Origin of the sequence: Actinomycetospora termitidis, from assembly GCF_030286555.1 — a bacterium.
In the GTDB taxonomy this organism is placed as follows: domain Bacteria; phylum Actinomycetota; class Actinomycetes; order Mycobacteriales; family Pseudonocardiaceae; genus Actinomycetospora; species Actinomycetospora termitidis.
This window is the reverse complement of record NZ_JASVWF010000007.1, coordinates 16,372-30,355: the sequence shown is the minus strand read 5'-3', so window position 1 is coordinate 30,355 and position 13,984 is coordinate 16,372. Positions and strand designations below refer to the sequence as shown.

Below are 13,984 nucleotides of genomic sequence, written 5' to 3'. Positions count from 1 at the left end.
GACCGACCTACTGCGCCTGCAGGTCATGACGACGGGCCCCCGCACCCGCCGTCTCCGGTCGCGGCGCGACCGCGCGCGGGATCGACGCGACGACGACCGCGCCCAGCAGGGCCGGCGCCGCGAAGGCGAGGAACAGGACGGCGGTCGGCAGCTGTGTCGTCAGCAGGAAGGCGCCGTACAGCGGCCCGACGATCCCGCCGATCCGGCCCACCGAGAGCGCCACGCCGATCGCGGTCGCCCGCACGTCGACCGGGTAGCGGCTCGCGATGAAGACGTTGATCAGGATCTGGGTCCCGACGGTGCCGATGCCCGCCAGCACGACCGCGACGTAGAGCAGGACCGTCGGCAGCGGCTGGCTCAGGACCGCGATCCCGACGACGGCCAGCAGGAACGAGCCCGCCGTCACCACCCGCGACCCGTACCGGTCCGCGAGCCGACCGAGCACCAGCGGACCGACCGCCGTCCCGACGTTCAGCACGACCAGGAACGTCAACGCGGAGCCCAGCTCGTAGCCCGCGGAGCGCATCAGCTGCGGCAACCACGTGTAGAGGCCGAACAGGACGAGCAGCGAGGCGAAGGTCGCCAGGCAGAACATCACCGTCGTCACACCGAAGCGGCGCGAAAACAGCACGCCGATCCGCGAGCCCTCGCGGGGCGGCTCGGCCACCTCGGCGTCGACGCCGAGCCGCGCGGCCCAGCCCGCGGCCTCGTCGTGACGACCCCGGGCCCGCAGGTACACCAACGACTCCGGCAGGAACCGCATCGCCAGGGGCAGGACGACCAGAGCCGCCCCACCGCCGACGAGGTAGACCACGCGGAATCCGAGGTCCGGGCCGAACAGCGCGGCCACGAGCGCCGCGAGGGCACCGCCGACGCCGACCCCTGCGAACGCCAGCGCCGTGTTCACGTGGTGGCGGCCGGCCGCGGAGTACTCGTAGACCAACGCCGCGATCGAGGGCAGCACGCCGCCCACACCGAGCCCGACGAGCAGCCGCCCGACGGCGAACACCACGACCCCCGGTGCCAGCCCACAGGCCAGCATCGCGACCGAGAAGATCGCCGTGGAGATCAGCACGAGGCGGCGCCGGCCGAGCCGGTCGGTCAGCAGCCCGACCACGACCGCGCCGACCAGCATCCCGACCGGCGTCAGGCTCCCGAGCACGCCGGCCTGCGCTGTCGTCACGCCCCAGCCGGGGTGCGCGAGCAGGAACGGGAGGGCCGCGCCGTAGGCGATGACGTCGTAGCCCTCGAGCGTCATGCAGGCCAGGCAGAGCGCGAGGACGCTCGCCGGGGTGCGCGTCACCGGACGGCCCCGACCGGGCTCGCGAGGAGCGACCCGGCGTCGGGAAGTTCCGTCGACAGACCGAGCGAGCGGAGCAGGCAGAACGCGCCCGCGGTGGCGGCCGACAGGACCGGCAGGCCGAGCTCGGCCTCGACGGCGGGGATGATCGGCAGCGAGGGCATCTGCACGCAGCAGGAGACGACCAGGGCGTCGGCGCGGGAGAGGTCGAGCCCGCGGGCCGCCTCGACGACGCGGTCGCCCGGGATGCAGCCGACCTCGGTGTTGTCGCCGACCTCGAGCGCGGCCCAGTCGACGATCTCGATCCCCTCGGCCTCGAGGTACGCGACCACCTGCTGCGCGAGCGGCTTCATGTACGGCATGACCAGCGCGACCCGTCCCCACGACTTCGCGGCCAGCGCGTCGACGAGGGCGCCCGCGCTCGAGACGAGGCTCGCGGGCAGGCCGCGCTCGGCGAGCTGCTCTGCGACGGCCGACTCGACGCGCCGGTGCTCCCCCGGCCCCTGCGCCATGACGGCGACGAGGCAGGCGTAGAGCAGGGCGTCCACGCCGGCATCGGCCAGCTCGTCGACGCACCGCTCGCGCTGCGCGTTCATCGCGACGAGCTCCTCGGGCGTCACCTTCGCCATGCGCATGCGGCTGCCGTGGAAGGAGAAGGTCGCGTCCGGGTGCCGCGCGAGGAGAGCCGGGATCTCGGTCTCGACGGTGACGTTCGAGCTCGGGACGATCATGCCGATGCGGTAGTGGCTCACGGGTTCTCCCCCGACAGGCGTGCGGTGATGTCGGCCGTCATGACCTTCTTGTCGAGCTTCCCGACCTTCGTGCGCGGCAGGGCCTCCACCAGCTCCACGCGCTCGGGCCACTTGAACTTCGCGACGTCGAGGCGGGTCAGGTGGGCGCGCAGGTCGTCGAGGGTGACGTCGGTGCCGTCGGTCGCGAGGTAGGCGCAGCCGCGCTCGCCGAGGCGGGGGTCGGGCATCGCGACGAGCGCCGCCTCCACCACGTGCGGGTGCGAGAGCAGCAGCAGCTCGACCTCCTCCGCGTTGATCTTCTCGCCGCCGCGGTTGATGAGGTCCTTGATGCGGCCCTCGATGGAGATCGCGCGGTAGCCGTCGAGGAGGCGGACCGCCGCGAGGTCACCGGTGCGGTAGAAGCCGTCGGAGGTGAACGCCTCCGGCCGGTCGACGCCGAAGTAGCCGCGCAGCGTGTACGGGCCGCGGCAGCACAACTCGCCGACCTCGCCGTCGGGAACCTCGTTCTCCGTCCCTGGCTCCACCAGACGCACCTCGTCGGCCGGCGAGATAGGGACGCCGACGGTGGTCCGGCGCAGCTCCGGCGACCCGTCCTGCGGCGTCACCAGGAACATGCCCTCGGCCATGCCGAACAGCTGCCCGACCCACGCACCGCCGCGACCCGTCGTCGTGAAGAGGTCTTCGGAGACCTTGGCGCCGGAGAGGACCGCGACGCGCAGGGTCTCGGCGAGCCGGTCGTAGAGCGGGTGCTCCGGGGCGCGGTAGTGGACGTGGCCGAAGAGCACCGAGGTGGTGCGTTCGGCGACGAGGAGGGGCATGGCGGTGTCGAGGTCGTGGTCGGTGAGCACGAGGCAGGCACCGCGGGTGTGCGGGCCGTGCACGCCGCAGACCACGCCGGCGTTGTGGATGACCGGGATGAGGTGGCCGACGCGGTCGTCGGCGGTCCAGCCGAGGACGTCGCCGTAGGCGCGGGCGTTGTACCAGTACTCGGCGTGCTGCCGCGGGATCAGCTTCGGGACCCCGGTCGTGCCGCCGGAGAGCTGGAACACCGCGACGGCGTCCGGGTCGATGCCGCGCTGGATCTCCTCGACGCGCTTGCGGGCCTCGTCGGGGTCGATGTCCGCCGCGGGGAGGTCGCCGAGGACGAGGACGTGCCGCATCGTCGGGTGGTCCAGGGCCTGCTCGTGGGCGAACGCGACGAGGTCGATGCCCTTCGTCCCGGCCTCGACCAGGTGCGCCCGGGCGCCGACCGCCCGGCTGATGTGGGCGATCTCGTGCCCGCGGTGGGCGGCGAGGGTCGCGACCGGCACCAGCCCGGCCTTGAGCAGCGCGTACCAGGCGACGACGGTCTCCAGGCGATTCGTCACCTGGATGATCACCGGGTCGCCGGGGTGCAGTCCGAGCTCGGCGAGCCCGACGGCGATCCGGTCGGTCTCGGCGTCCAGCTCGGCGTACGTGCGCCGGCCCTGGGCCGTGACGACGGCGTCGCGGTCGGGGTGGGCGAGCGCGACCGCGTGGAACTCGTCGGCGATCGTGCTCGTGCCCCAGAACTCGCCGTACTCGTCCCGGGTCATCGCAGCGCCACCAGGTGCGCGCGGTCGGCGACCAGCCCGTCGGCGAAGTCGTGGCGCAGGGCCTCGGGGCCGGCGACGACGACCAGCGCCGGCGTCTGCCGACGGAGCCGCTCGGCGACCTCGAGCCGGGTCAGGACGCTGGCCCGGTCGTCGGCGCCGGTCAGCCAGACCGTGTCCATGACCAGCGAGCCCCGCCGCACTGCGTCCTCGACGACCTCCTCGGAGCCGGACGGGCGCTCGTCGGTGCCGAGGTCGAGCACAGTCGCGTCCAAGGCCTGCGGGTCGTCGGCGACGACCCGGGAGTCGAAACCGCGCGACCCCTCCGGCTCCCCCTCGACCTCGGGTTCCTGGCCTGGGGTCGACGGACGCAGGGCCCGCGCGAGGGCCCACTCCGCCAGCGAGTCGACGTTGGGGGAATCGTGCCGTCCAGTGTCAGCATGGCCGCACTGCTGACGCCCGGAGGGCGGCTCCTCCCCCGCCCACTGCTGCAGCGCCATGGCCACGAGCTCGGGCGAGCCCGCGGCGAACCGGTCGAGCGGGACGTTGCCCGCCCGGCTCATGTAGGCCACGAGGAGCTGCTCGACGGGGAGGTCCAGGCGCTCCGGGAACGTCTCCCACCAGCGGCGGGAGCGCTCGGCGATGTCCTGGATCCGCGCGACGGCGGGGCGGCGCTCGTCCTCGTACGCACTCAACGCCGACTCCAGGTCGTCCGACTCCTGCAGCGAGCCGACCAGCGCGATCGCGTCCTCCATCGCCAGCTTCGTGCCGGACCCGACGGAGTAGTGCGCGGTGTGCGCGGCGTCCCCGAGCAGCACCACGTTCCCGGCGTGCCACCGGTCGCAGCGCACCGTCCGGAACTGCATCCAGCGGGTGCGGTTGCCGATCAGCCGGTGTCCGTCGAGGTGGTCGGCGAACACGTCGGAGAGGTACTCGAGCGCCACGGTGTCGGACTCGTCCGCCGGCACCGCGTGGTCGAAGCCGGCCGCCCGGTACGTCGCCTCGTCGGTCTCGACCAGGAACGTGCTGCGGTCGGCCGCGTAGGGATAGGCGTGCGTGACGAACACGCCGTGCTCGGTCCGCTCGGGCGCGAACAGGGCGTGCGGCAGGGCGACGTCCGTGCCGGCCCAGAGGTACCAGCCGGTGCCGGTCTCGACGTCGGCGCCGAAGTCGCCGGCCGAGCGCGTCGCGCTCCCGACCCCGTCCGCCGCGATCACCAGGTCGGCGTCCAGCTCGTCGGCCGAGCGCCGTGCCCCGAACTCGAGCTTCACGCCCGCGTCCTCGGCGTGGCGCTGCAGCACCCGCAGCAGCTCCGCGCGCCCGACCGCGACCAGGCTCGACACGCTCATCCCCGCCGCCCGGCCCCCGACGACCATCCGCATGTCGTGCGACCAGGAGGCGGCGAGGATGTCGTCGAGCGAGGCCGGGTCGGCCTCGGCCAGCCGGCGCTGCGTGCGCGCGGCCAGTCCGACGCCGAACCCGAACGTCTCGTCCGGAACGCCCTGCTCGTGGACCACGACCTCGCAGTCGGGCCGGGCGAGCTTGCACAGCCGCGCGGCGTAGAGACCTCCCGGTCCCCCGCCGAGCACGGCGACCCGGTCCAGCCTCATGAGCGGGCGTCCGCGAGCACGCGGCTCGTGCGGGTCACGTCGTCGACGTGGTCGACCGGCACGACCGCCGTCGACACCGCCGTGAAGCACCCCGGGCAGCAGTACTGCCGGAACTGCACCGCGCCGTCGACGTACTCCCCGGCGTTGTCCACGACCTGCGGGCCCGCGTCGGACACCGGCCCCTCGTAGCGCACGAGGTCCAGCTCGCCGACCGCACCCGACCCGAGCACCGTCGCGCAGTGCCGGCAGGCCACCTGCTCGCCGACCGCGACGAGGTTGTCGTCAAGACGGCGGGCGTCGGTCAGGTCGACCGTGTCGCGCGTGCCCTCGGCCGAGCCGCGGGCACGTCGGGCCTCCCGGAGTTCCTGACGGCGGGAGTTGGTCGCCTGGGCGTCGACCGTCCCGGCGTCGTCCACGACGACGCCGTACGCGGTGAGCGCGGTGGCGGCGGTGACCTTCTCCTCCCGCACGTCGCGGGCGACGTCCTCCGGCTCGCGGACCAGCGGGTCGCCGTAGCCCCCGCCGCCCTGCCAGAACATCGTGAACACCTCGCCGGGCGCCACGTACGTCTCGCCGTAGCAGGGCTGGAGCTCCGCGGTGCCGCCGACGTCGGCGAGATCGGTCGGGAGACGACCGGCCCCGAGCTGCTGCGTCACCTCGCTGCCGCGGGCGATGTACTCGACCCCGGTGTTGCCGGGGTAGCCGCCGGCGAGCCCGTTGTTCTGGCTGACCGCCTTGCCGTTGGAGGCGAGGACCAGGCCGATCGGGAAGCTCGTGCCGTGCGGGGTGATCGCGAGCGACGCCCCGACCCCGCCGCGCTGGCGACCGGGCCCGCCGGAGTCCGGTTCCTCGCGCCGCCACAGGGCGAGCACCGGGTAGAGGAACTCCGTCATCTCGACGTCGGGCACGCGGCCGAGCGGGATGCAGAACAGCCCGCCGGTGTCCATGCCGTCGGCCTGCGGCTGGGCGCCGTAGCCGCCCGCCATCGGGTCCATCATGATCGACAGGAACGGCGTCGGGACCGCCCCGCGCTGGTCGAGCCCCGCGATCACCGCGGTGTCCCACGTGCCGCAGCAGCTGGACTGGACGTGGGCGGCGAGGTCCGGTGCCTGGTCGAGCATCTGCGAGAGGCACTCGGCGACGAGGTTGCCGGTCAGCCACGCGGGCCCGATCGGCCCGCGACCCACCGCGGCGGGGAAGCTCGCGTTGTTGATCGTGCCTTCTTCGCTGACCAGGTCGAAGCAGCGCATCAGCCCGCCGGCCGACCACGGGATGTCGCCCGCGAGGATCGGCAGCAGGGCGAGCATGACGCCGCCGCGCATACCGGCGTAGGTGCAGTTGACGACGCCGGACTGCGGGTCGGTGCCGGTGAAGTCGAAGGTGATGTGGTCGTCGGCCTTCGTCATCTCGACGGTGATCTTGTGGAGTCCGCGGTCGCCCTCGTGGGACTGGTCCTGGTACCCGGTCGCGTGCCACCTGCCGTCGGGAAGGGCCTTGAGCTTGCCCCGCAGCCGCGACTCGGCGTCGGACATCATCCGCTTCATGACGGCCTTGACCGTGTCCGCGCCGTACTGCTCGATGACGGCGAGGAGGCGGTCGCGGCCGACGGTGTTCGCGCCGACCTTCGCGCGCAGGTCGAGGCCGATCATCATCGGGACGCGGGAGCGGCGGACCCAGACGTCGGCGACGTCGTCCTGCAGCAGCCCGTCGCGCACGACCTTGATCGGCGGGGTGGGCAGCGACTCGGAGAAGACGTCCTGCGCGCCCGGGGAGAACGAGCCGAGGCCGACGCCGCCGAGGTCGGGCTGGTGGGCGATCGCGGAGGTCCAGCCGAAGAGCTTCCCCTCCCAGAACACCGGCTGGTAGACCATCGCGTCGTTCTGGTGCAGCCCGCCGCCGACCCACGGGTCGTTGGTGAGGAACATGTCGCCCTCGGCGATGCCGGGGTTGGTCGCGCGATGCTGCAAGGTCCAGTAGATGGCTAGGTCGACGGCGCCGACGAGCATCGTGTTGTAGAGCCCGACCTGCACCTCCTGGCCGAGCTCGTCGGAGACCGCGAAGTCGAAGTCGTTCGCGTCGGTGACGATCGGCGAGCCGGACATGCGCTTGAGCGCCTCGCCCATCTCGTCGGTGACCGACCAGAGGCGGTGCCGGATGACCTCGTAGGTCAGCGGGTCGACCGCGTCGATCTGCTCCTGGGTGACGGTGTGGACCGGCAGGCTGGCCGGGAGCTGCGCGGCGAGCGTGTCGGGGTCGATCGGGCGGCTCGAGAAGCGCTCGGAGCCGGGGACGGCCATGGCCATGGGGGTCAGGCTCCGTTCTTGGAGATGTGGAGGTTGCCGAGCTCGTCGACGGTGCCGGTGCGGCCCTCGGGGACGACCACGGTCGTCGTCGGGACCTCGATGACGGCGGGTCCGGCGATGACGTGGCCGGCGCGCAGGGCGGTGTAGTCGTAGATCGGGGTGTCGACGAAGCCCTGGCCGATCTCGAGGTAGACGGGCCTGTTTCCCGACGACGGGGCGGGTCCATCGGCCTGGTCGAGCGGCGGGAGCTCCGGGCTGAACGGCAGGACGCCGCGGCCGCGGACGCGGTAGGTGATGGCCTGGATGCCGGCGGCCGAGAAGCCGGAGCCCTGGCCGTAGAGGTCGGCGTACTTCTGCTCGAAGCGTGCCGCGGCCTCGTTCATCGCGTTCTCGTCGAGCGGGCCGTCGCTGACGGGCACCGTGACCTCGGCGAGCTGCATCGCGTAGCGCATGTCGACCTCGCGGACGATCTCCACGTGGTCGAACTTCAGGCCCTGCCGGTCGAGGCCCTGGCGCACCTGGTCCTCGAGCTGGGCGAAGTTCTTCTCCGCGCGGACCGGGTCGACGGGGAGCTGGGCCGGGTCGGAGAGCTCCTGGGCGAGGGCGATGTCGGACGCCGCGAGGCCGTACGCGGAGAACGCCGAGGCGACCGGGCCGAGCGGGACGACGACCTCGTCGACGCCCAGGTGCGACGCGTACTTCGCGCAGAACGCCGGGCCGGAGCCGCCGAAGGCGTAGAGGACGAACTCGCGCGGGTCGTGCCCCGCCTCGACGACGCTCTTGCGCAGCAGATCGCCGGTCTGGGCGTTCTGCGCGGCGTGGATCGCGGCGGCGGCGTCCTCGATGCTCAGTCCGAGCGGGTCGGCGACCTTCGTCCTGATGGCCTCCCGGGCGCGCTCCACGTTCAGCGCCTTGCGGCCGCCGAGCAGACCCGTCGTCGGGAGGATGCCCAGGACGAGGTTGGCGTCGGTGTTGGTGGGCTCGGTGCCGCCCTGGTCGTAGCAGGCGGGGCCGGGGACGGCCTGCGCCGAGTGCGGGCCGATGCGCAGGTTGCCGCCGGCGTCGACCCACGCGATCGCGCCGCCGCCGGAGCCGATGGCGTGCACCTTCAGCGTCGGGACGTTGATCGGGTGGTGGTTGATGACGGTCGTGGTGTCGCGCTCCGGCTCGCCGTCGACGATCAGCCCGACGAGGAACGTCGTGCCGCCGACGTCGGTGGAGATGATGTTCCGGTGGCCGAGCTTCTGGCCGAGCTGGGTCGAGCCGATGACGCCGCCGGTGAGGACGGAGCCGACGGTGGAGATGGCCTGCTGCGGGGCCTCGGAGGCCGCGACCGCGCCGCCGTTCGACTGCATGACGAGCAGCGGGCCGCCGAGGCCCTTCTCCTTCAGCGCCGACTCGAGGTTCGTCAGGTAGTCGCGCAGACCGGGCCCGACCTGCGTCGACATGATCGTCGTGGAGTTGCGGGCGAACTCGCGGATGCGGGGGCTGACCTCGCTGGAGAGCGCGACGTAGATGTCGGCGTCGATCTCGGCGACGATCTCGCGGATACGGCGCTCGTGGGCGGGGTTGCGGAAGGCCCAGAGCAGGGAGACCGCGATGGCGCGGATGCCGTCGGCGCGCAGCTTCTCGACCTGGGCGCGGACCTCGTCCTCGTCGAGCGCGACAATGACGTTGCCGTCGCGGTCCATCCGCTCGGTGACCTCGAGGGCGTGCCGCTTGGGCAGCAGGTAGTGGTCCTTGTCCTGGGCGAGCACGTGCTGCAGCTCGTGCGGGGAACGGCCCAGGTAGCGGCCCTCGACGTTCATGATGAAGATCGAGTCGCGGTGGCCCTTGGTGGTGAGGAACCCGACCTCGGGGACCTTGCGCTGGACCAGGGCGTTCAGGGACGACGTGGTGCCGTGGGCGATGTGGTGGGTCTCGGCCAGCATCTCCTCCACCGACCGCCCCAGCTGCTCGGCCAGCAGCTCCAGCACGTCGAGGACGCCCTGGGAGTAGTCCGGAGGCGTCGACGGGGCCTTCGCGGCGATGACGGACCCGGAGTCGTCATCGAGCACCGCGTCGGTGAAGGTCCCGCCCACGTCCACGCCGATCACGTAGGCCATGCGCCTGCTCCTCGTTGAACTCGCTCGTGACCCGCGCCACGACTTTGACGGTGGCGTCGACTATCTGACACGAGCGAAGGTTCGTCAAGGGCGAGGTGCGGCGGCCGCCCGTCGTTCGCTCGGGGTGAGGCCGAACGCGGCCTTGAAGCGGCGCGAGAAGTGGGCGGGGTCGCGGAAGCCCCACTCCGCGGCGACAGTGGCGATCGCCTTGCGGGAGCCGGGCCGGCCGAGCTCGTCGTGGGCACCTTCGAGGCGCCGCGCGATGATCGACTGCTCCAGGCTCGTGCCCGTCCGCGCGAAGAGCTCGAAGACCTGCCGCCGCGAGATGTTGTGGACCGCCGCGATCTCGTCCGCGTCGAGGTCGGGGTCGCGCAGGTGCTGGCGGACGTACTCGTGGATGCGGACCAGCAGGGTCTCGCGATGGACGGTGCGCGTGTCCGCGTCCGCGCTGGTCGACGAGGCGATGAGGGCCCGGACCAGGTCGATGCTCGCCGCCCCGACGGACGCGGCCTGCGCTCCGGCGGCGACCTGGTCGGCCACCCGGAACAGGTCGATCACGTGCCGCGCCACGAGCCCGGCGAGGGGACCGTCCTGCAGTCGCGGCGCAGCGGCACGGACGACCTCCGGCGGGAGACCGAGCGCGTCGAGGGGCACCTGCAGTGCCCGGGAGGCACCCGTCGTCGTCCAGGAGAAGGCGAACGGCGACGCGAGGTCGACGAGCATCAGCTCCCCCGCGGCAACCTCCCGACGGTGCCCGAACTGCTCGTGCCGGGCCGTGCTGCGCTCCTGCACCGCGAGGGCGATGATCGGCGCCCCGTCGCTGCGGGCGCGGCGGGCGTCGCGGGACATGGCCATGCCGGACGAGGCGCTGCGGAACAGGGTCAGGCGGCCGAGCTGCCAGAGCTCCATGCGCGCTTGGAGGTCGTTATGCGGCGTGAGCGAGACGCTCGCGGCGCTGGCCTCGGCCATCAGCGACGTGACGCGCTCGGCGCGGGCCTCGGCCGGCACGTCCCGGGAGTCGAGTACGAGCATGAGGTCATTCCTCCGGCGAGGTCCTGCTCACCGAGCGTAGAGAGTCGTCGGCCGTGGCGAAACGGGAATCCGCACTCAGGGACCAGAATCCGGCATCGTCGGTCAAGAACGTGCCGGCGTGACTACTTATCGTCACCATATGACTGATGCGCCCGACACCATCGTGCTCGTCCACGGCTTCTGGGTGACCCCGCGGTCCTGGGAGCACTGGATCGCCCGCTACGAGAGCAAGGGGTACCGGGTGATCGCGCCGGGCTACCCGGGCTTCGAGGTGGAGGTCGAGTCGCTCAACGCGGATCCCTCCCCCGTCGAGGCGATCACGGCGTCGTCGATCGTCGAGCACCTCGATCAGGTCGTCCGCGCGCTGCCGACGCCGCCGATCATCATCGGGCACTCCGCCGGCGGAGCGTTCACGCAGATCCTGCTCGACCACGGTCTCGGCGCGGTCGGCGTCGCGATGAACTCGGCACCCACCGAGGGCGTGCCGGTGGTGCCGTTGTCGCAGGTCAAGGCCACGTTCCCGGTGCTGAAGAACCCCGCCAACCGGCACCGGGCGATCCGCTACGACTTCGAGCACTGGAACTACGCGTTCACCAACACCTTCCCCGAGGCCGAGGCGCGCGCCCTCTACGAGCGGTACGCGGTGCCGGTGTCCGGCAACATCATCTTCGAGAGCGCGCTGGCCAACCTCACCCCCGGCCACCAGGGCACGTGGGTCGACTACCACAACGAGAACCGCGCGCCGCTGCTGTTCGTCGCCGGCAGCCGCGACAACATCATGCCGCCGAAGGTCCAGTGGTCGAACGCCGCGCACTACAAGGCGGAGTCGACGATCACCGACGTCGTCGAGTTCGGCGGCATGCCCCACCTGCTGCCCGCCGCGCCGGGATGGGAGGAGATCGCGGACTACGTCCTGGCCTGGGCCGTCCGCCACGCGACGACGCCGCCGCCTGTCGTCCCCGAGCCTTTGGCGCCGTCGGAGGCGATGACCGTGTGACGCTTGGGGCTCGTGTGTCGTCCCTCAGTGCCGCATCATCATGCCGTCCCTGTCGTCCGGGCGGTCGGAGGTGTGCGTGCACGTCGAACTGCTGACCCACCGCGTGGTCGAGCTGATCGAGGGCTCGCCCTTCCCGCACCTCGACCACCGGTCGGTCCTGGCCGCACTGGCTCTCGTCCTCGCGGGGGCCGGTCTGGTGATCGTGCGGGACTACGCGCTGGGCGGCGGCGACCGGCTCCCCCTGCTGGTCGCGGAGCCGTTCCCGCGGGTCGAGGCGTCGCTCGGCGTCGTCCCGGCGCTCGGGGGTGTCGACGACGAGCTGGGCGCGCGGCTCGTGCGCTATGCGCAGCACCCGGCCGTGGACGGCCTCGTCGTCGTGAACGCCTTCCCGGAGTTGATCCCTCGCCCCAGGACGGTCGGAGGGATCCCGTTGCGTACGGCCGTGGCGGGCGCCCGCGCGGGCAGCGAGGCCTGATCAGTCCCACCAGAAGCGCCAGTGGAACTGGCCGCGGATCGTCTGCGCGTAGGCGCTGATCGTGAGCGGTCCGGTCTCCTTCCCGGTCTGGGGGTCGACCTGGTCCGGGCAGAAGGCGAAGTGCTCGGTGGCGACGAGGCGGGCCTCATCCAGGGTGCGGGGCGGGCAGGCGACGGAGAGCAGCAGCGTGGCGGTGCCGACGTACACCACCATCGCCCCGAAGCGCTCCTCCCAGCTGCGGAGGACCGCGCCGGCGCGGGACAGGTCCTGGTGCCAGTAGTTGCACATCCCGGTCCACTGCAGGGCGAGCGGGACGTCCGCCGGCCGCGCGGCCTCGACCACCGCCATCGTCGCGCGGCCGTGCGCATCGCGTGCATATTCGCTGGCTGAGGCGATGGTCGCGTGATGCCGGGACAGGTCCCGCCCAGCTCGCGTCAGTGGTGGCAGCTCGGCCGTGAGCGGCTCGTCGCAGGGGCAGTCCGGCAAGCACGGGCCGGACCACCACTCTGCGAGCACGGTGTAGGGGTCGGCCTCGTCGATGCCGATCGGCGGCAGGTCGCCCCTCGTCTCGTGACCGCACCGCTCCAGCGTCGGCTGGTGGAGCAGGACCGGGCACCGGCGCGAGCGCCGCGCATCTCGGAGGAGTCTCCGGTAGAGCGAGGCGTCGGGCGTGTCGTGAAGTTCGAGGAGGGACGGGAGGGCTGTCTGGTCAGGCGTCACGCCTCCTCTGACTGTGGCCGCTCCCGATCGGTTCCATCGAATTTCCCAACGGCCCCCGACATCGGGCCGGGGCGATTACCGTCCCTGGGTGTGAGTGAGCCGGTGCCACCCGGGCTGTACACCGAGCCGCCGCTCGGGCAGGCGGACTGGCTGCCCGGACGCCGACTCCAGGCCTCCGACCCGACGGTCCTGAGCACCGGCCAGGTCATCCCGCGCGACGTCGTTCCCGGCCCTGGCGGCGGCGACGCCTTCACGGTCGGCCTGGACACGGCGCCAACGGTGCTGCGGGAGCTGCGAGCCGCGCGGGACGAGCTCCAGCAAGTGCGGAGCGATGCCTTCGCTCTGGGCACCATCGACCCCGGCAGCCAGGACGAGGTCAGCCGCGACACGGCAATCGTTCTCGGTGCGGTCGCAACCGGCGGCACCGGCTCACTCATCGAGGCGGTCGACGGCGGCATCCGACGGCTGGGCGAGCTCATCGATGCCATCGAGGCCGAACTCGCCGCGTACTGGTCGACAGAGCAGGCGAACCGTGGGCGTTTGGCGTAGCGCCACACTCGTTCTCGTTGCCGCCCTCGCGGGGTGTGCCGGTCCGGTCGCCCCGCCACCTTTTGCACCGCCAATCAGCGAGCGCTACGGCGCACCCGCAGTCGAGCGACCTCTGGACGTCACTGCCATCTTCGCGGACGCCTGCTCCCAGCTCACCAACGCCGAGCTCGAACAGCTGACGATCTCATCGGAAGGAAAGCACAGAAGCTTTCTCGGGGACAGCCAGTGCCGGTGGACCTCACGCAACGACGACATTCTCGCGATGTCCATCTACCGTGATCGCGATCTTCTCGTCGACGCTTACCGCTCCCGCTTGCTACCGGTCTTCCAGCCAACGACCGTCGCTGGCTATCCGGCTGTTCGCGAGGCGACAAGTCCGCAGAACAACAACTGCGTCGTCACCGTGGGCCTCGGTCCAGAGCAGGCCCTCCGATCCGATTGGACGGGACTGGGCGCTTTCCGACCCGGCGACCCCGACCCGTGCGAACGCGCGGAGTCCGCGGCCGCGTTCGTCGTACGCAAGCTCTCGCCCCGCTGACCTTTCCGAACGACCACCACCGCGTCCTGCGG

General features: G+C 72.1%; 12 protein-coding genes. 4 read left to right on the top strand and 8 right to left on the bottom strand.

Annotated features, from left to right (window positions below; translation table 11 throughout):
* Positions 1–7: 7 nt before the first annotated feature.
* From QRT03_RS25230 to QRT03_RS25200, 7 genes are all read right to left on the bottom strand, one after another.
* Positions 8–1,303: an MFS transporter gene (locus QRT03_RS25230; RefSeq protein WP_286055875.1), complete on the bottom strand. Its 1,296-nt coding sequence runs from the start codon at positions 1,301–1,303 to the stop codon at positions 8–10.
* On the bottom strand, positions 1,300–2,052 hold the full coding sequence (locus QRT03_RS25225; RefSeq protein ID WP_286055874.1) for a maleate cis-trans isomerase family protein: 753 nt from the start codon (positions 2,050–2,052) through the stop codon (positions 1,300–1,302). Before QRT03_RS25225 ends, QRT03_RS25230 begins: the two co-directional genes overlap by 4 nt.
* Positions 2,049–3,626: a (2,3-dihydroxybenzoyl)adenylate synthase gene (locus QRT03_RS25220; protein WP_286055873.1), complete on the bottom strand. Its 1,578-nt coding sequence runs from the start codon at positions 3,624–3,626 to the stop codon at positions 2,049–2,051. The genes QRT03_RS25225 and QRT03_RS25220 overlap by 4 nt, the downstream gene beginning before the upstream one ends.
* Positions 3,623–5,233 carry an FAD-dependent monooxygenase gene (locus tag QRT03_RS25215; RefSeq protein ID WP_286055872.1) on the bottom strand — a complete coding sequence of 537 codons (1,611 nt, stop codon included), beginning with the start codon at positions 5,231–5,233 and terminating at the stop codon, positions 3,623–3,625. The genes QRT03_RS25220 and QRT03_RS25215 overlap by 4 nt, the downstream gene beginning before the upstream one ends.
* On the bottom strand, positions 5,230–7,536 hold the full coding sequence (locus QRT03_RS25210; protein WP_286055871.1) for a hydantoinase B/oxoprolinase family protein: 2,307 nt from the start codon (positions 7,534–7,536) through the stop codon (positions 5,230–5,232). The genes QRT03_RS25215 and QRT03_RS25210 overlap by 4 nt, the downstream gene beginning before the upstream one ends.
* Before the next feature lie 5 nt (positions 7,537–7,541).
* Complete coding sequence (locus QRT03_RS25205) at positions 7,542–9,641, bottom strand: hydantoinase/oxoprolinase family protein (protein WP_286055870.1); 2,100 nt, start codon at positions 9,639–9,641, stop codon at positions 7,542–7,544.
* Positions 9,642–9,725: 84 nt separating this feature from the next.
* Positions 9,726–10,673, bottom strand: coding sequence for a helix-turn-helix domain-containing protein (locus tag QRT03_RS25200; RefSeq protein ID WP_286055869.1), 948 nt, complete (start codon positions 10,671–10,673; stop codon positions 9,726–9,728).
* Between the two features lie 139 nt (positions 10,674–10,812).
* Between QRT03_RS25200 and QRT03_RS25195 the strand changes: the two genes are divergently transcribed.
* Both QRT03_RS25195 and QRT03_RS25190 read left to right on the top strand, forming a co-directional pair.
* Positions 10,813–11,670, top strand: coding sequence for an alpha/beta hydrolase (locus QRT03_RS25195; RefSeq protein ID WP_286055868.1), 858 nt, complete (start codon positions 10,813–10,815; stop codon positions 11,668–11,670).
* Between the two features lie 76 nt (positions 11,671–11,746).
* Positions 11,747–12,145, top strand: coding sequence for a hypothetical protein (locus QRT03_RS25190; protein WP_286055867.1), 399 nt, complete (start codon positions 11,747–11,749; stop codon positions 12,143–12,145).
* On the opposite strand, the gene QRT03_RS25185 is transcribed toward QRT03_RS25190, so the two are convergent.
* A complete protein-coding gene (locus QRT03_RS25185) occupies positions 12,146–12,493 on the bottom strand; it encodes a DUF4253 domain-containing protein (protein WP_286055866.1) in 348 nt (115 codons plus the stop codon). It abuts the gene before it with no gap.
* Between the two features lie 462 nt (positions 12,494–12,955).
* On the opposite strand from QRT03_RS25185, the gene QRT03_RS25180 reads away from it, so the two are divergent.
* A complete protein-coding gene (locus QRT03_RS25180; RefSeq protein ID WP_286055865.1) occupies positions 12,956–13,414 on the top strand; it encodes a hypothetical protein in 459 nt (152 codons plus the stop codon).
* Positions 13,398–13,952 carry a DUF3558 domain-containing protein gene (locus QRT03_RS25175; RefSeq protein WP_286055864.1) on the top strand — a complete coding sequence of 185 codons (555 nt, stop codon included), beginning with the start codon at positions 13,398–13,400 and terminating at the stop codon, positions 13,950–13,952. Before QRT03_RS25180 ends, QRT03_RS25175 begins: the two co-directional genes overlap by 17 nt.
* Positions 13,953–13,984 lie beyond the last annotated feature (32 nt).